The 15800-nt window shown below is 72.1% G+C and carries 15 protein-coding genes; 4 read left to right on the forward strand and 11 right to left on the reverse strand.

Annotation, left to right across the window (positions count from 1 at the left end; translation table 11 throughout):
• Positions 1 to 19: 19 nt before the first annotated feature.
• Positions 20 to 439, reverse strand: a complete 420-nt coding sequence (locus AB0H12_RS09775; RefSeq protein ID WP_033442969.1) for a roadblock/LC7 domain-containing protein — start codon at positions 437 to 439, stop codon at positions 20 to 22.
• Complete coding sequence (locus AB0H12_RS09780; RefSeq protein WP_499622187.1) at positions 436 to 3789, reverse strand: sensor histidine kinase; 3354 nt, start codon at positions 3787 to 3789, stop codon at positions 436 to 438. Before AB0H12_RS09780 ends, AB0H12_RS09775 begins: the two co-directional genes overlap by 4 nt.
• 555 nt (positions 3790 to 4344) lie before the next feature.
• Between AB0H12_RS09780 and AB0H12_RS09785 the strand changes: the two genes are divergently transcribed.
• Positions 4345 to 5211, forward strand: coding sequence for an ABC transporter substrate-binding protein (locus AB0H12_RS09785; protein ID WP_499622189.1), 867 nt, complete (start codon positions 4345 to 4347; stop codon positions 5209 to 5211).
• A gap of 123 nt (positions 5212 to 5334) precedes the next feature.
• On the opposite strand, the gene AB0H12_RS09790 is transcribed toward AB0H12_RS09785, so the two are convergent.
• The 4 genes from AB0H12_RS09790 to AB0H12_RS09805 all read right to left on the reverse strand — a co-directional run bounded on the left by AB0H12_RS09790 (position 5335) and on the right by AB0H12_RS09805 (position 8221).
• Complete coding sequence (locus AB0H12_RS09790) at positions 5335 to 6225, reverse strand: LppU/SCO3897 family protein (protein WP_499622190.1); 891 nt, start codon at positions 6223 to 6225, stop codon at positions 5335 to 5337.
• 65 nt (positions 6226 to 6290) lie between these two features.
• Positions 6291 to 6758 (reverse strand): LppU/SCO3897 family protein, encoded by a 468-nt coding sequence (locus AB0H12_RS09795; RefSeq protein ID WP_499622191.1) that lies wholly within the window; start codon positions 6756 to 6758, stop codon positions 6291 to 6293.
• 90 nt (positions 6759 to 6848) lie between these two features.
• Positions 6849 to 7538, reverse strand: a complete 690-nt coding sequence (locus AB0H12_RS09800) for an LppU/SCO3897 family protein (RefSeq protein ID WP_499622192.1) — start codon at positions 7536 to 7538, stop codon at positions 6849 to 6851.
• A 68-nt stretch (positions 7539 to 7606) separates the two neighbouring features.
• The gene (locus AB0H12_RS09805; protein WP_499622193.1) at positions 7607 to 8221 is read right to left on the reverse strand and encodes an LppU/SCO3897 family protein; all 615 of its coding nucleotides are present in this window, start codon (positions 8219 to 8221) and stop codon (positions 7607 to 7609) included.
• 212 nt (positions 8222 to 8433) lie between these two features.
• Here AB0H12_RS09805 and AB0H12_RS09810 point away from each other — a divergent pair, with 212 nt between their 5' ends.
• The 3 genes from AB0H12_RS09810 (at position 8434) to AB0H12_RS09820 (ending at position 11717) form a co-directional block, all read left to right on the forward strand.
• The gene (locus AB0H12_RS09810) at positions 8434 to 10095 is read left to right on the forward strand and encodes a DNA repair helicase XPB (RefSeq protein WP_499622194.1); all 1662 of its coding nucleotides are present in this window, start codon (positions 8434 to 8436) and stop codon (positions 10093 to 10095) included.
• Between the two features lie 188 nt (positions 10096 to 10283).
• Complete coding sequence (locus AB0H12_RS09815; protein ID WP_499622195.1) at positions 10284 to 10772, forward strand: hypothetical protein; 489 nt, start codon at positions 10284 to 10286, stop codon at positions 10770 to 10772.
• A gap of 9 nt (positions 10773 to 10781) precedes the next feature.
• Complete coding sequence (locus AB0H12_RS09820; protein ID WP_499622196.1) at positions 10782 to 11717, forward strand: o-succinylbenzoate synthase; 936 nt, start codon at positions 10782 to 10784, stop codon at positions 11715 to 11717.
• A gap of 9 nt (positions 11718 to 11726) precedes the next feature.
• On the opposite strand, the gene AB0H12_RS09825 is transcribed toward AB0H12_RS09820, so the two are convergent.
• The 5 genes from AB0H12_RS09825 to AB0H12_RS09845 form a co-directional block, all read right to left on the reverse strand.
• Positions 11727 to 12758, reverse strand: a complete 1032-nt coding sequence (locus tag AB0H12_RS09825) for a serine hydrolase domain-containing protein (protein ID WP_499622197.1) — start codon at positions 12756 to 12758, stop codon at positions 11727 to 11729.
• Positions 12755 to 13660: a DUF6895 family protein gene (locus AB0H12_RS09830; protein WP_499622198.1), complete on the reverse strand. Its 906-nt coding sequence runs from the start codon at positions 13658 to 13660 to the stop codon at positions 12755 to 12757. Before AB0H12_RS09830 ends, AB0H12_RS09825 begins: the two co-directional genes overlap by 4 nt.
• A complete protein-coding gene (locus tag AB0H12_RS09835) occupies positions 13657 to 14349 on the reverse strand; it encodes a hypothetical protein (protein ID WP_499622200.1) in 693 nt (230 codons plus the stop codon). The genes AB0H12_RS09830 and AB0H12_RS09835 overlap by 4 nt, the downstream gene beginning before the upstream one ends.
• Before the next feature lie 42 nt (positions 14350 to 14391).
• Positions 14392 to 14580, reverse strand: a complete 189-nt coding sequence (locus AB0H12_RS09840) for a hypothetical protein (protein ID WP_499622201.1) — start codon at positions 14578 to 14580, stop codon at positions 14392 to 14394.
• A 198-nt stretch (positions 14581 to 14778) separates the two neighbouring features.
• The gene (locus AB0H12_RS09845; RefSeq protein WP_499622202.1) at positions 14779 to 15798 is read right to left on the reverse strand and encodes a CapA family protein; all 1020 of its coding nucleotides are present in this window, start codon (positions 15796 to 15798) and stop codon (positions 14779 to 14781) included.
• Positions 15799 to 15800 lie beyond the last annotated feature (2 nt).

Here is a 15800-nt window from a genome sequence, read left to right on the forward strand (position 1 = left end):
CCCACGATCTCATGAGGATCTACCGCCGAACCACGCCCTGGAGCTGCGCGCGCAGCTCCGGGGTGAGCTGCTGGCCGACGCGCTCGACCAGCAACGTCATCTCGTACGCGACGAGGCCGATGTCGCAGTTCGGGGCCGCGAGCACCGCGAGGCACGACCCGTCGCTGATCGACATCAGGAACAGGTAGCCCCGTTCCATCTCGACCACGGTCTGGTTGACCGTGCCCGCCTCGAAGCACCGCGCCGCGCCCGCCGTGAGGCTGACGAGCCCGGATGCCACGGCGGACAGCTGTTCCGCGCGGTCGCGGGGCAGGCCCTGCGAGCCGGCGAGCAACAGCCCGTCCGCCGACACGACCACGGAATGTGCCACACCGGGAACCCGGCGCACGAAGTCGGTGATAAGCCAACCAAAGCTGCCTGGCTGAGCTGCGGTCGTCACTCCTGCTCCTCGTCTTGCCGGCTCGACATGTCACCAGCGTAAGCGTCGATCAAAGCGTGTCGCCCTCGACGGACGCCCTGCTGAAGACTCGACATGCGTCCACGGATCGCGTCAGCCGATCGTGGTGGCAGCGGGGGCCGCTGCGGTTGCCGCTCCGAGGCCGTCGGCTTCGGTGCGGCGGATCCCGGCACAAGTTGAGCCTTGGGCACCCGCTTGGGCAAACCCGCTTGTGTCGTGGTCTCGGGCGCCTTGTTCAGCAAGGCCTGTGCCGCCTGCCAACCCTCGTCGGCGGGGGACTCCCACACCGCCTCGGCGGCGGGTGCGGCCGGCTCGGGTTCGGCGACCGGTTCGGGCTCGGTCACGCGGGACACCTCCGCGGCGCGCTTGGGCAGGTTGTTGGGCGATCCGGGCCGCCGCTTGGGCAGCCCGCCCTCGGTCAGACTAGTGCCCTCGGCGCGATCGGTCGTCGCTTCGCCCCGCCGGGGCAGCGCACCGCCCTCCGGCTCGCGCTTGGGCTGGGCGTTCTGGCCCGAATCGAGCAGGCCGCGCGACGGCAGCGGGTCGGCGGACGTGGTCGGCGCGACCGGCGGGATCGGGCGCGGCCTGCGGGTCGGCAGCGCCGACTCGGCGGGCGCGGCCTGCTCCGGCTCGGCGGCCGGCGCCGGTGGCACCGCCTGCGCGGTCGCCGCCGACGTCTCGCTGCCCACGGCCTGGAACCACTGGGAGAGGACCGCCTCGTAGATCGGCAGCCGCTCGGTCGGCGCGTCCAAGTCGCGATCGATCTCCCTGGCCGCGGGCGCGGCCTGCGGGGCCGAGCCGTTGCGGTGCGCGGGCTCGGGCTCCGGTGCGGGCTCGGGCTCGATGAGGAAGCCGCTGTCCAGCGGCGCGAACTGGGTGGTCTCGAAGCCGTGCTCGTAGTCAGCGTCGTGCTCGGAGCGGTCCTCGTAGGCGGTGAACAGGGTCGGCTCGCCGAACGAGCCCTCCGGCTCCCGCTCCACGTCGCGCTCGTCCGCGGGCCGCATCCACGACTGCGACACCTCGGCGGGGGTCTCCTCGGGCGCCTGCCCGAACGCCGGCGCCTCGCCGAAGGCGGGCACGCGGGCCGGGTCCTGCTCGCCCTGGCCCTGCACGAAGCTCACCGGGAACGCCGGCTCGTCCTCGACGCGCGGCATGCTCGGGAAGCTCGCGTCGTCGTCCAGGCGGGACACCGTGCCGGTGCCGAACGCGCCGGCGATGCCGGACGCGCGCTGCGCCGTCGTGCCGAACCCGGAGTCTCCGAAGCCGGCGGAGTCTCCGAACCCGGAGTCCGCGTAACCGGAGTCGCCGAACGCCGAGGCGGGCTCGGCGCCCATCGGGGAGCCCATCGAGCCGGGCGAGGCGACCAGCGTGTCGGGCACGAGCACGAGCGCGGTGGTGCCGCCCTCGATGTCCTCGTTCGACCGCAGCCGCACCTTGATGTCGTGCCGCTTGGCCAGCCGCGCGACCACGTACAGGCCCATCCGGCGGGACACCGCGACGTCCACGTCCGGCGGGTCGGCCAGCCGCACGTTGGCGTCGTTGATCTCCTGCTCGCCCATGCCGACGCCGCGGTCCTGGATCTCGATCGCCAGCTCGCCCTTGCGGGTGCGGGCGGTGCGCACGGTGACCTTCGTCACCGGGTCGGAGAACGCGGTGGCGTTGTCCAGCAGCTCCGCGATCAGGTGCACGAGGTCGTTGACCGCGCGGCCCTGGACGGTGAGCTCGGGGGTCTGGCCGACCTGCACGCGGGCGTACTGCTCGACCTCGGACACCGCGGCGCCGAGCACCTCGGCCGCCGGGACCGGGCGGGTCAGCCGCCGGGACAGGTCCGTGCCGGACAGGACCAGCAGGTTCTCGCTGTTGCGCCGCATGCGGGTGGCGAGGTGGTCCAGCTCGAACAGGCTGGCCAGCTGGTCGGGGTCCTGCTCGTCCTGCTCGAGCCGGTCGATCAGGTTCAGCTGGCGCTCGACCAGGGCCTGCGAGCGGCGGGACAGGTTGACGAACATCGAGTTGACGTTGTCGCGCAGCAGGGCCTGCTCGGCGGCCAGCCGCACGGCCTCGCCGTGCACCGCGTCGAACGCCCGGGCCACCTGGCCGACCTCTTCGCGGGTGGTGATCGGCACCGGCGCGATGGCCGTCTTCGCCGCTTCCTGCGGGTTCGGGTCGGCCAGGATCCGGTTGACCGCCTCGGGCAGGCCGTGGTCGGCCACCGCGAGCGCGGTGCGGCGCAGCGTGCGCAGCGGGTTGAGGATCGAGCGGGCCACGAACAGCGCCATGACCAGGGCCAGCAGCAACGCGCCCAGCACGATGCCGGAGTCGCGGAACGCCGCGGCGCGGGCCACGCCGGTCAGCTCGTCGGTGCGGTTCTGCAGCTGCTCCAGCAGCAGGTTCTCCACGTCCCGGGTGAGGTTCACGGTCAGCGTGGACGCGATGTCCCACTTCTCCGGGCGCAGCGACGTCATCGGCTTGTCGGCGGCGGCCAGGTTCAGCGCCGTCTCCTGCATGTCGTTCGCGGTGTCGACGATCAGACCCGTGACGGTGTCGTCGTAGATCTTCGCCTGGTCGGCCGTGGCGGACTTGCGGAAGTCGTTGCGGGCCGCGTCCAGCTCGGCGTTCGCGGCCAGCAGCTGGCGTTCCTGGCCCGGGCCGAACTGGCCGCGCTGGAAGACGTCGAGCATGATGCCGCGCTTGCGCGACTCCTGCTCCTTGATGCGGGCGATCGCGTTGGTCGCCAGGTGCAGCCGCACGAGCTCGGGCTCGTTGATGCCCGCGATGGCCTGCTCGCCGAGGTCGAGGAGGCTCTCCACGGACTCGGAGTAGGTGCGCATCACGGCGTCGGACGGGTACTGCGTCTCGCGGACCGCGTTGCGGAGGCTGTTGAGCCGGTTGAGCTGGCTGGACGCCCGGCGGAACCTGGTCACCACGTCGTCGTCGAGGTCGGCGCTGAGGTCCACGATCTTGGCGTTGAGGGCCTGGACGGTGTCCTCGACGCGGCGCAGCTGGCGGTCGAGGACCACGCGGTCGAGCTGCTTGCCCGACGCCACGTGGCTCGCGCTCAGGTCGCGCTCGCGCTGCAACTGCTGCACCAGGTCGGCGACCGCCGACTCCAGCTGGATCTGGTTCGCGAGCCGGTTGAGGTCGGCCGCGTCGGCGAGGTCCGAGTTCACGCGCAGGCCGCCGAGCGCGACCGCGGCGATGGTCGGGATCAGCAGGACGGCCGTCAGCTTGGTGGGCAGCCGCCAGTTGCGCAGGCGCCAGCCGGCCGTGCGGGTCGGCTGGACCCGTCCGGCCGCGGTCGAACCCGTCGTCGTCGGCCCCGTTTGCTCGGTCACAGTTCCATCACTCAGCGCAGCCAGTCCGTCACCCGTTCCGGGCCTTTCGGAGCGCGGTGTAATCCCCACGCCTGACTGGCTGGGACCTCTCTCTCGACGGGCCACCCTGGGCTTCCTCTTCCGGCAGCAGTGGTTCCGGCCTCTCCCCCGCGGACCGAAGCATGGACTCGAATTCGGGCCGAATTGCAGCACAGGAGCGGTGGTGCCGGCTAGTCACCCCCACCCCGCGCGGGGACACGACGGTCTGCGACGACCTGTGCCACCAGCCGGGGAGCGTAGTGCTCGACCCCAGCTCCGGGGAAGCCTCCGGAAGCACTCACCGTATCGGAGCAGGGCTGTCGTTTCATACCTCTGGGTGGTTACCATCCCGGGCATCGACAAGTGCGTCGACAAATTCGTTGATCAAAAGACCCCGCTCTCGAGGTCATCCCGGCGAGAGGTGCCATGCCTACCCCAGCGCGTGTTCTGCGACGTGCGGCAGCGTTGTTCGCTTGTGCCGCCACCTTGACGGCGTGCGGACTGATCCCCGGCACCGACGGGAACAGCCGCCCCGACGTGGAACGCAACACACTGCGCATCGGCGTGCTGCCGGTGGTGGACGTGGCGCCGCTGCGGCTCGCGTTCAACAACAAGCTGTTCGAGAAGGCCGGGCTGCAGGTGCAGCTGGTGCCGCTGAACAACGAGCTCGAGGGCGTCGAGCAGCTCGACACCACGCTGGACCTGACCTGGGCGACGCACGTCACGCTGTTCCGCAGCTACGCCGACGGCATCCAGCTGCAGCTGCAGGGCGAGGCCTACCAGGCGGGCGCGAACACCATGGCGCTGGTCACGCTCGACCCGAGCTACGACAGCCCCGGCAAGCTGCCCAACCCGCGCATCGCCGTGCCGTCGGCCGGTGACGTCGGCGCGCTGACCACGAAGGCCGTGCTGAAGACGGCGGGCGTGGAGAAGCAGCGGATCAGGCCGTCCGAGATGCCGTTCGAGCAGATGGTCACCGCGATGCAGGCCAAGCAGGTCGACGCGGCGTGGATGACCGAGCCGTACATCACGCAGGCCCAGGCGGGCGCCGGCGCGCGCATCCTCACCGACACCGCGGTCGGCCCGACCAAGGACTTCCCCATGTCCGGGTACGCGTCGAGCAAGAAGTTCGCCGAGGGCAACCCGCGCACGCTGGCCCTGTTCCGGCAGGTCCTGCGGGACGCGCAGGAGGCGGCGTCGAACGACAAGCTGTCCGTGCAGAACGCGCTGACCGGCTACATGGACGTCGACCAGCAGACCGCGGCGCTGGTGTCCGTCGGCACGTTCCCGCTGTCGCTCAACCCGGTCCGGTTGCAGCGCGTCGCCGACATGATGGACACCGAAGAGGTGCTGCAGGAGCGGTTGGACGTCGGCGGGTTGTTGCCGCCTGGAACCACCAACTGACTCGCTGTCAGCGAAACCGGTGCGATAGGGGGCCTTCCCATTGCGGGAAGGCCCCCTTTTTTCGATTTTCCGCGTCGGTTGGAACTCGGTCCGGTGGCGAACGCGTCACGACGCGTGGTCGGATCAGGCTTCCGTCAAGCAGATCGTCGTAGCGGGCTGTGAGTAAACGGTCACGGTGTCGCCACTCTCGCACTCGTTCTCGTCCGCGCGACCCTGAACGACCTTGCCCACCTTGTACGAAGCGCTCGAATCGCAGGTCACCTTGGTGGTTTTGGCCGCGACAATCGAGCTCTCCTCCTTGAAGCAGTCGCCCTCGGCGGCGTTGAGCATCAGGCACAACTTGAAGCCGTTGCTGCGCCGACCGCCACTGTCGGAGTACTCGGCGTAGTCGCCGTCGGGGCAGGAGTCGGCGCTGCTGTCCAGGTTGGCGGCGACCTTGAAGGCCGCCTCGGGCGACGAGCACTCGATCTTCTCGACGTCGGCGTCCGTGACGGAGGCGGAGATGACCTTGATGCAGTCGCCCGCCTCGGCGCCCGACGGGCCGGTGACGTTCGCGATGATGCCCGCGACGACGACGCCCACGATGCCCAGCACCACCACCGCGACCAGCGCTTTCGCACCGCGGGACGTGCCCTTGGCGGATGGGGGCGGGAACTGCTGCGGGTAACCGGGCTGACCCGGCTGCCCGAACTGACCCGGCTGCTGCCCGAACTGGCCTGGTCGGCCGGCCTGGCCCGCGTAGGGGGCCTGACCCGGGTACTGGGCCTGGTCGGGGTGCTGGGGCTGCGCGTACTGGGGCGGCTGGTCCTGGTAGCCGGGCATCGGCTGGTAGGCGGGGCCCGACTGCGGGTGACCGGGGTCCTGCGGGTAACCCGGCTGCGGGTGGGGCTGCGGCTGGTACGGCTGCCCGCCGGGCGGTGGGGCCGGGAAGCCCTGCGGCGACGACGGCGGGCCCCAGCCGGGCTGCTGGGGTGGTGGGAAGCCGTGGGGCGGCTGGTCGGGTGGCGTGGTCACCTGGCGTTCCTCTCGACGTACAACGAGCGGAACGTACCCTCGCGCGTCGCGTGGGCGCAGCGATTTCAGCCCTTGTCGGAGGCGCGGACCAGGCAGAACGTGACGACGGGCTCCACGTAGGTCAACTTCTGGCCGTTCGGGCACTCCACCGGCTCACGGGCCACGCTCGCCACCCGGATCGACTGGGCGGTCGTGCAGTCGACCTTCTTCATCCCCGACTCGCGGTCGCCCTGGTAGCAGGAGCCCTGCACGAAGTTGGGGATCAGGCACAACGTCTCCGCGAGGGTGAGGACCGTGTACGGCGCGCCGCCCGTGGGGCACTGCGAGGCCTCGTCGACGACCTTGGCGACCCGCACGTTGGCGTCGTGGGCCGCGCAGTCGAGAGGCCGGTACCTGGCGCCCTTCTCGGCCTTCTCGATGTGCGCGCAGACACCCGGCCGGGCGCCCTCGGGCCCGCCGGTGAGCAGCGTGAACGCGAACGCGCCCGCCACCACGACCGCGACCACCCCGATGCCCAACCCGATCTTCCGCATGGAACAGGGCATCGGCACGGTCGCGCGCCGGGTTGAGCGGGTTCACCCGCCAGTGGCCGGGTCCCGGACGGCGTCACCTCTCGGCGGCCGTCACATCTCGGCAGGCGCCAGGCAGTACGTGACGGGCGGCTCCGGGTAGGCCATGCCCGCGCCGTCGGGGCAGGCCTCCAGGTCCGCGGAGCCCTCGATGACCTTGATCACCTTGATGGTCTCGGGGCCGGTGCACCCGGTCTTGACGAACCCGGTGCCCTCGTCGGGCTTGTAGCAGGCGCCCTCGGCCATGTTGGGCAGCAGGCACAGCTTGTAGCCGTCGCCGACGCGGGCGGCCGGGACGATCTCGGTGTAGAGACCGTCCTCGGGGCAGGTGGCGTCGGTCGCCTCGAGGACCTTGCCCACCTTGTACGAGGCCTCGTCGGCCGAGCAGTCCAGGGTGTCGACCTCGGCCCGGTTGTCGGCCTCGGCGGCCACGCTGACGCAGTCGCCGACCTCGGCGTTGGCGGGATCGCTGGTGAGGTAGCGCACGCCGTAGACGACGATGCCGATCAGCAGCACGACCAGCACGCCGATGAGGATCTTCCGGCCACCGCCGCCGGGCTCGCCGGTCCCGTCCGCCCGGGAGGCGGGCTCGGCGAGCTCCCGGTCGTCGGCCGACGCGGCGGCGTCCCGCGAGGCCGCGATGCGCTCGGCGTCGGCGGGCGGCACGTCGGGATGGGCGGCGGGATCGCCGGCGGCCCCGGTCGGCGCGTCGTCGTCGGCGGGTCGACTCGGCTCGTTGCTCATGATCATCCTCGCTGGACGGGTGCGCGTGACGCCCCAGAAGGTAGCGCCACGCGCACCCGCGAGGTGGATCAGGCGTTCTCGGCGGCCGCCAGGCAGAACGTCGTCTTCGGCTCGGGGACGGTGAACGGCGTGCTGTCGGCGCAGACGCTCTCGTCGTCGCTGCCCTTCACGAGCTTGACCAGCTTGACCGCTCCGGGCGCGCCGCAGTCGACGGCCTTGTAGTCCGCCTGCGTGGCGGTCTCCATGTCGTAGCAGGTGCCCTCGACCAGGATGGGCACCAGGCAGAGCTTCGTGTCCGGGCCGCGGCTGGCGGTCTCGGTGTACTCCTCGTAGGAGTCGCTGCCGCACGACTGGTTGAGTTCCAGCGCCTTGCCGATGGTGTAGTTCGCCTCGGACGAGCCGCAGTCGACGGTCTTGAACTCCGGGCTGGTGCGCGGGCCGGTCACGCTGGCGCAGTCACCCGCCTTGGACTGGGCCGCGTCGCTGGTGAGGTAGTTGATGCCGTAGTAGACGCCGCCGGCCACCGCGAGACCGATGATCGCGGTGAGGACCCTGGCGACGATGCCCTTCTTCTTCGGCGCCGGCGGAATCTGCTGCGGCTGCGGAGCGTTCTGGTACTGCGGAGCGCCCTGCTGGGGGCCGCCCTGGTACTGCGGTGCGGACGCGGGCATGTCCGTGCTCATGAAAACCTTCGTTCATCCGGGGAGGGCCCCTTACGTCCACGCCGAAGGGGGCGTGGTGGGGCGGAGGGACGCTATCGGCTGCGTCACAAGGGCGTACACGGCTTTACCGAACCGAGTCCGTAAGCGTTGCGTGCACGTGCGCGTACTGTCCGCTTTCGACTTGCACGCGGTATGCACACTTGAAGGACACCAAGCGACAGGAGCGCGCACCCGTGACCGACGGCCCTTTGATCGTCCAGTCGGACAAGACCTTGCTGCTGGAGGTCGAGCACCCGCTGTCGGACGACGCGCGCACCGCCATCGCGCCGTTCGCCGAGCTCGAACGCGCCCCCGAGCACGTCCACACCTACCGCATCACGCCGCTGGCGCTGTGGAACGCGCGTGCCGCCGGGCACGACGCCGAGCAGGTGGTCGACGCGCTGGTCCGGTTCTCCCGCTACCCCGTGCCGCAGCCGTTGCTGGTGGACGTGGTCGACACGATGGGCCGGTTCGGCCGGCTCCAGCTGGCCAACCACCCCGCGCACGGCCTGGTGCTGAACTCGCTGGACCGCGCCGTGCTGGAGGAGGTCCTCCGGCACAAGAAGGTCAAGCCGATGTTGGGCGCGCGGGTCGACGACGACACGGTGGTCGTGCACCCGAGCGAACGCGGCCGGCTCAAGCAGCTGCTGCTCAAGATCGGCTGGCCGGCGGAGGACCTGGCCGGGTACGTCGACGGCGAGGCCCACCCGATCGACCTGGTCGAGGACGGCTGGGAGCTGCGCGACTACCAGCGCCGGGCCGCGCAGGCGTTCTGGGCGGGCGGTTCGGGCGTGGTCGTGCTGCCGTGCGGCGCGGGCAAGACGCTGGTCGGCGCGGCGGCGATGGCCGAGGCGGGCGCGACCACGTTGATCCTGGTCACCAACACCGTGGCCGGTCGGCAGTGGAAGCGGGAGCTGGTCGCCCGGACGTCGTTGACCGAGGACGAGATCGGCGAGTACTCCGGCGAGCGCAAGGAGATCCGGCCGGTCACGATCGCGACCTACCAGGTGATCACCCGCAAGTCGAAGGGCGAGTACAAGCACCTGGAGCTGTTCGACTCGCGGGACTGGGGCCTGATCGTCTACGACGAGGTGCACCTGCTGCCCGCGCCGGTGTTCCGGATGACGGCCGACCTCCAGTCGCGCCGCCGGCTCGGCCTGACCGCGACGCTCGTGCGCGAGGACGGCCAGGAGGGCGACGTGTTCTCGCTGATCGGGCCGAAGCGGTACGACGTGCCGTGGCGGGACATCGAGGCGCAGGGCTGGATCGCGCCCGCCGAGTGCGTCGAGGTGCGGGTGACGCTGACCGACAACGAGCGGCTGGAGTACGCGACGGCCGAGGCGGAGGAGCGCTACAAGCTGTGCTCCACGGCCCGGACGAAGCTGCCGGTGGTGAAGGCGATCCTGGAGCGGCACCCCGACGAGCCGACGTTGGTGATCGGGGCGTACCTGGACCAGCTGGAGTCGCTCGGCGAGGCGCTGGACGCGCCGATCATCCAGGGTTCGACGAAGAACAAGGAGCGCGAGGAGCTGTTCGACCGGTTCCGGCGCGGCGAGCTGCGGACGTTGGTGGTGTCGAAGGTGGCGAACTTCTCCATCGACCTGCCCGAGGCGTCGGTGGCCGTGCAGGTGTCGGGGACGTTCGGGTCGCGGCAGGAGGAGGCGCAGCGGCTGGGCCGGTTGTTGCGGCCCAAGGGCGACGGGCGGCAGGCGCACTTCTACTCGGTCGTGTCGCGGGACACGTTGGACACCGACTACGCGGCGCACCGGCAGCGGTTCCTGGCGGAGCAGGGTTACGCGTACAAGATCGTGGACGCGGACGACCTGCTCGGCCCGAAGCTGCCCGAGGTCGGCTGAGCGGACTTCGATCTCCACCTGACCGGGTCGGGGCGGGGCAGCCCGGGGATTTTGCGGGCCGGGCGAGGAACGCTATGAAGGACTCGTGATCCCGATGAAGTTCCCGCGGCGCGCGTCGTCCGGCTGCGAGTCCACGCACGGCCGCGCCTGCGGCTCCACCTCCCCCGCGGTCCGCTGACGTGACCCGCGTGGCGCCGTTACCCCGGTGGTGGATGTGGCGGCCCGGGGCCGACCTCGACGCGATCCGCCGTGCCGCGAGGGGGAAACGGGTCTGGGCGCGGCCGACCGGGTGGGACGTCGTGCTGGCGGCCGGCGCGCGGGACGTCGTGCACTGCGAGCAGTTCACCGATCCCGGCCAACGCCGCCGCGCCGGCCGCTTGTGCGCCCACTTCGACGCCATGCGCGACCTGGACGCACGGTGGGTCGCGCAGGTGGAACGGCTGCTGTGGCGGGCGTTGCTGGCGTTGCGGGACAGCCAACCCGTGCGGGAGGCGTTGCGGCGGACGGAGAACCGGCCGGGCCTGGCCGCCGCGATCGCCGAGCCGACCCGTGAGCTGGCCGAACTGGACCGTCGCCTCGACCAGTTCGAGTCGGCGTTGCGGATCGTCGTGGAGGAACTGGACCCGGAGCTCACGGGCTCCGCACTGCGCCGGGTCGCCGCGCTGGACCCGCTCTAAGCTCGTCCGGTGCTGGTCTACTCGATCCCGATGCGCAACCGGTTCCGCGGCATCACGGTGCGCGAGGGCGTGCTGCTGGAGGGGCCCGCCGGGTGGGGTGAGTTCTGCGCGTTCCTCGACTACTCCGACGACGAGTGCGCGCCGTGGTTGGCGTGCGCGCTGGAGGCCGCCGAGCGGGGCTGGCCCGCGCCGGTCCGCTCCGAGATCCCGGTCAACTGCACGGTTCCCGTCGTCTCCCCGGAGCGCGCGCACGAGATCGTCGCCCGTTCGGGCTGCGCCACGGCGAAGGTGAAGGTGGCCGATCCGGGCACGCCGCTCGCCGACGACCTGGCGCGCGTCGAGGCGGTGCGGGACGCGCTCGGGCCGTCCGGAGCCGTCCGGGTGGACGCGAACATGGCGTGGGACGTGGAGACGGCCGTGCGCGCGATCCGCGAGCTGGAACGGGCGGCCCGGGGCTTGGAGTACGTCGAGCAGCCGTGCCCGTCGATCGAGGAGTTGGCGGCGGTGCGGCGGCGGGTCGACGTGCGGATCGCGGCGGACGAGTCGATCCGGCGGGCGGAGGACCCGTTGAAGGTGGCGGTGGCCGGTGCGGCGGACGTCGCGGTGATCAAGGTCGCGCCGCTGGGCGGTGTGCGGCGGGCGTTGGCCGTGGCGGAGGCGTGCGGGCTGCCGTGCGTGGTGTCGTCGGCGGTGGAGACGTCCGTCGGGATGGCGGCCGGGTTGGCGTTGGCGGGCGCGTTGCCGGAGTTGGACTTCGCGTGCGGCCTGGCCACGTTGTCGCTGATGGACGGTGACGTGACCGGAGACTCCTCGCGGCCGGTGAACGGCTTCCTGCCCGTGCCCGCGAACGCCCCGGAACCGGACCGCTTCGGCGAGTTCGCCGCCGACGACGAGACCGCCGCCCGGTGGCTGGCCCGGCTCGACCGGGTCCGGGCTTTGTCCTGAGTGGTGGGTTCAGGGGTCCTGGGTGTTCGACACGAGGGGCCTGGAGGTTCGACACGCGGCGCGCTCGACCAGTGACCAGGCTGCCTCGTAGGCGCGTTGCACGAACGTGCCGCCCGTGGTCGGGCCGGCGTTGGCCACGGCGGCGAGAGCGGTCGACGTGGTGGGGCTGAAGGCGGCGAACGCCGTGCAGCCGCGCGTGGCGCCGGAGTGGAACAGCAGTTCGCGGCCCGATCGGCGGCGCAGGTTCCACACCAGGCACACGTCGTGGTCACCGGCCGATGCCCGCGGCCTGCCGGCTTCGGCGACGGCGTGGCCCAGCGGCCCGGTGAACGGCGGCAGGTGGGCGGTCAGGTAGCGCAGCAGGTCGAGCGCCGACGAGCGCAGGGCCCCGGCGGCGGGCATGCCGGGTATCTCCCACGGTGGCCTGGGACGTCCGCGCAGGTACCCGGTGACCTGCGCGGACGTGGAGCAGTCCGTGTCGGTCAGGCGCAGCGGGCGCAGCACGCGTTCGGCCAGCAGTTCGGCGTAGGGCCGGCCCGCCGCGCGGGACAGGGCCTCACCGAGCAGCGCGCCGCCGAAGTTCGAGTAGCGGTAACGGCCGGGCGCCCGGGAGCGGGTGCGGCGCAGCGCGGCGGCGAAGTCGGCGGCGTCGAAGTCGCGGTAGGGGTTGGTGCGCCAGCGCGGCGCCGCCCGCCGCAGCAGGCCGGGCGGGAGGCGGGGCAGGCCGGACGTGTGGGTGGCCAGGCGCTCCAGGGTGACGTCGGGGCGCAGGAAGGGCGCCGAGCCGGGCGGCAGGTGACGTCGGACGGGGTCGACGAGGTCCACCTCGCCCCGGTCGGCCATCTCGGCGAGCAGCAGGCCGGTGAACGTCTTGGTCAGCGAGCCCAGCTCGAAGCGGGTGTGGGCGGTGACGGGCGAGCACGCCTGCCGACCGGTCGTGCCGCCGACCAGCACCAGCTCCTGATCGCCCTGGCGCAGCGCGACCGCCACGCCCGTGGCGTCGGGCGCGGCGGCCGGCAGGTGCTCGACCAGGTCCCTCACGTGCGGCTGCCGAGCAGCCGGGACATGGCCAGCGTGCCCGCGACGGCGGCCACCACGGCGGTGTGCTGGTGGTCGTGGAACCGCTTGCGCGGGTCGTCGACGACCGGGTCGGTGTCGCGCGGCACGAACCCGTCGGGGTGCTGGGCCTTCGCGAACAGCCGCCACTCGGCCAGGTCGCAGCGCGGCTCGGGCAGGCACGCGCTCACGATCAGCAGCTCGCCGAGCAGGTCCCACTGCCCCGCTTCCGCCCACACGTCGACCCACACCGGGAGCCAGTTCTCCAGGTACTCGACCACGTCGGGCGGCAGGGCGTCCGGCATCCCGCCCCAGTCGGTGAAGTGGAAGACGGCGTGCGTCAGGTGGTAGGCGGTGTACCAGTCCAGCGCCCAGGGCTGCGGCGTGCGACCCAGCCACGTCTGCCGGAGCATCGCCAGGAGGTCGTCGTCGCGGTGGATGCCCACCACGCGGTGGGCGTTGGCCACGCCCAGCCTCCGGTTGGGCAGCACCTCGGTCAGGGAGTCCGCGGCCGAGCCCTCCCTGAGCACCTGCTCCAGCGGCTCGTGGCGGAAGCCGCTGCGGGCGTGGTGGACGTAGGTCTCCACCGGGTCGGTGAGCAGGGCGTGCCGCAGTTGGCGTTCGTAGAGCAGGTCGCCGTCGCGCAACTGCCCCCAGGAGAACTCCAGCAGCTCGCGCGCCGCCGCCTGCTCCGCCGTGCCGGCCACGCCCTCGCGCAGCACGAGCGACGACACCAGCGCCAGCTCGCACAACGACTTGTAGACCCCGTTCGGGTCGTTGAGGTCCGCGGTGGCGTCGTCCTCGAACGCGCCCAGCTCGCGGTGGGCGTGCAACCAGCCGAGGGCTCCCGCCGTGACGTCGTGGGCGATGTGGACCACGGTGGTCATGGCTCACCCACCAGGTGGCGGGCGACCGCCAGGTCGAGCAGCCGCCGGGGCTCCGAGCCGACCCGCATCGCGACGTGCTCGACCAGCATCGGCGGGCTGAACGGCAGTCGGACGCCCGCGGCGTGCACGAACGCGACCCAGCGGGTCAGGCGGCCGGCGGTGGCGAAGTCGCGCCGCAGCACGGTTCGCAGCACGCCCCGGCACAGGGCCAACGGCTGCGCCACGACCGCGTCCACCACGGGACCGGTCGCGCCGGGGTGGGCCAACGACGACAGCTGGGCCACCGCGACCGACCACCGCGCCCACTCCCCCGGCGGACCCAGCACGCCGGCCGGGTCGTCGGGCGTCGCGAGGGCCGTGTCGCCCGTGACGCGGGCGAGCAGGCGGGCGGTGGACCAGTCGTGCCAGGCCATCACCCGCTGCTCCGGCGCGGCCGGCTCCGTCACCGGCGGGAAGACCGCGAGTGACGCGGTGACGACCTCGACGTCCTGGGCGTCCAGCGGGCGGTTGAGCACCACGTGAGGCAGGAAGACGTCCGCACCGACCAGCCGGACCGCGCCGAGCCCGGCGGTCGGGTCGGCGCACGACTCGAGGAAGGCGGCCAGGTTCACCCCACCGCTGCCCCGCAGTGCGCCGAGCACCCGACCGGCCAGGTCCGCAGCGTCACGCGCACACGACGACGCGTCCACAGCACTCCCGTCACACTTCGTTCGGGCTCGGACGGTCGGCGCCTACTTCGACGGTTCCTTCGGCGTGCCGGGCGAGAGCGCCAGCAGCAGGCCGAGCAGGAGCACGCCGGCCGCGTTCGGAACGGGCAGCGGCGGGTCGGCCAACGCGGACTCCGGCTCCGCCACCAGCGTGCTCAGCCGCGCCAGGTCGCCGGGCGCGGCGACCGGCAGGGTCAAGGTGTGAACAGACATTGGAGCCTCCCTCCACAGTGGGCGTCACGACGTTCGTCGCAGTGGCTGCCCGTGAATGTTCGCCCACCGAGTGGAGCACAGACGGGCGCGTCCGTCTGTGCCCGTCTGCCGATCCCGACCGGTAATAACCGAGTGGGTGACAAGTGGTTTTCCGTTTCGCCCCAACGGTTTCGGAGCGTTACGACTCGCCGGGTCCGGTCACGGGCGGGCGATGGCGGAGCCCAGGCTGCGCACGATGCCGTCGGTGCGGTTCAGCGCTTCGGTGCGGCGGGGGGTGGCGGGGACCCGGGTCAGGTCGACCACGCGGATCGGCGGGCCGAACTCGACCAGGGTCGGGATGTAGGACGCCTCCTGGACCGCCCAGCCGGACGGGCCCTTCACGAACTTGAAGCGGGTGACGATGCCCTCCTCCGTGATGCCGCGCGGCTCGGAGTGGCGGGCCACCTCGTTGCCCATGCCGTAGACGACCCACTTGCCGCCGATCTGCTCGATCGGCTGCACGGCGTGCACGTGCGTGCCGATGATCAGGTCCACCGCCGGGTCGGCGAGGACGGCCCGCGCCATCTCCCGCTGCTGCGGCGTGGCCTCGTGCTGGTACTCGTTGCCCCAGTGCAGGCTCGCCACCACGACCTCCGCGCCGGCCGCCTTCGCCGCGCGCGCCGCCGCCAGCACGCCCTCCGTGGACAGCTGGTTCGCCATCCACGGCTGCGGCAGCGGGATGCCGTTGAACCCGTACGTGAACGCGATGTGCCCGACCTTCACCCCGCCCACGTCCAGCAGCAACGGGGTCGCGGACTCCTCCGGCGAGCGGAACGAGCCGGTGTGCTTCAGCCCCGCCGCGTCCATCACGTCCAGCGTCGTCCTGATCGCCGGCGCGCCCCGGTCGAGGGTGTGGTTGGACGAGGTGGAGCAACTGTCGTAGCCGATCTCCTTCAACGCCGACGCGACCTCCGGCGGCGCGCTGAACGCCGGGTAGCCGTAGGTCGGCGCGCCGGGCGCGGACAGCGGCGTCTCGAGGTGGCAGATCGACACGTCGGCGTCGATCGCCTCGCGCAGCCCCTCCAGCAGCGGCACGAAGTTGCGCGCCCCGTCGGCGTCGGCCTGCTCCGTCAGCGCCGGGTGGATCAGGATGTCGCCGCCCGCGGCCAGGGTGAACGACGGCGGCTCGGGCGCGACCGACGACGTCGCGGGCGCGGGCCGCGCGGTCGTGATCACCACCG

Origin of the sequence: Actinosynnema sp. NPDC023794 (genome assembly GCF_040639675.1) — a bacterium.
Lineage (GTDB): Bacteria > Actinomycetota > Actinomycetes > Mycobacteriales > Pseudonocardiaceae > Actinosynnema > Actinosynnema luteola.

What these genes read in the sequence shown, in the direction of transcription:
- AB0H12_RS09795 (WP_499622191.1), bottom strand. Translation starts at nt 6,758, where the DNA reads ATGCGGAAGATCGGGTTGGGCATCGGGGTGGTCGCGGTCGTGGTGGCG.
- AB0H12_RS09800 (WP_499622192.1), bottom strand. Translation starts at nt 7,538, where the DNA reads ATGAGCAACGAGCCGAGTCGACCCGCCGACGACGACGCGCCGACCGGG.
- AB0H12_RS09805 (WP_499622193.1), bottom strand. Translation starts at nt 8,221, where the DNA reads ATGAGCACGGACATGCCCGCGTCCGCACCGCAGTACCAGGGCGGCCCC.
- AB0H12_RS09830 (WP_499622198.1), bottom strand. Translation starts at nt 13,660, where the DNA reads ATGACCACCGTGGTCCACATCGCCCACGACGTCACGGCGGGAGCCCTC.
- AB0H12_RS09840 (WP_499622201.1), bottom strand. Translation starts at nt 14,580, where the DNA reads ATGTCTGTTCACACCTTGACCCTGCCGGTCGCCGCGCCCGGCGACCTG.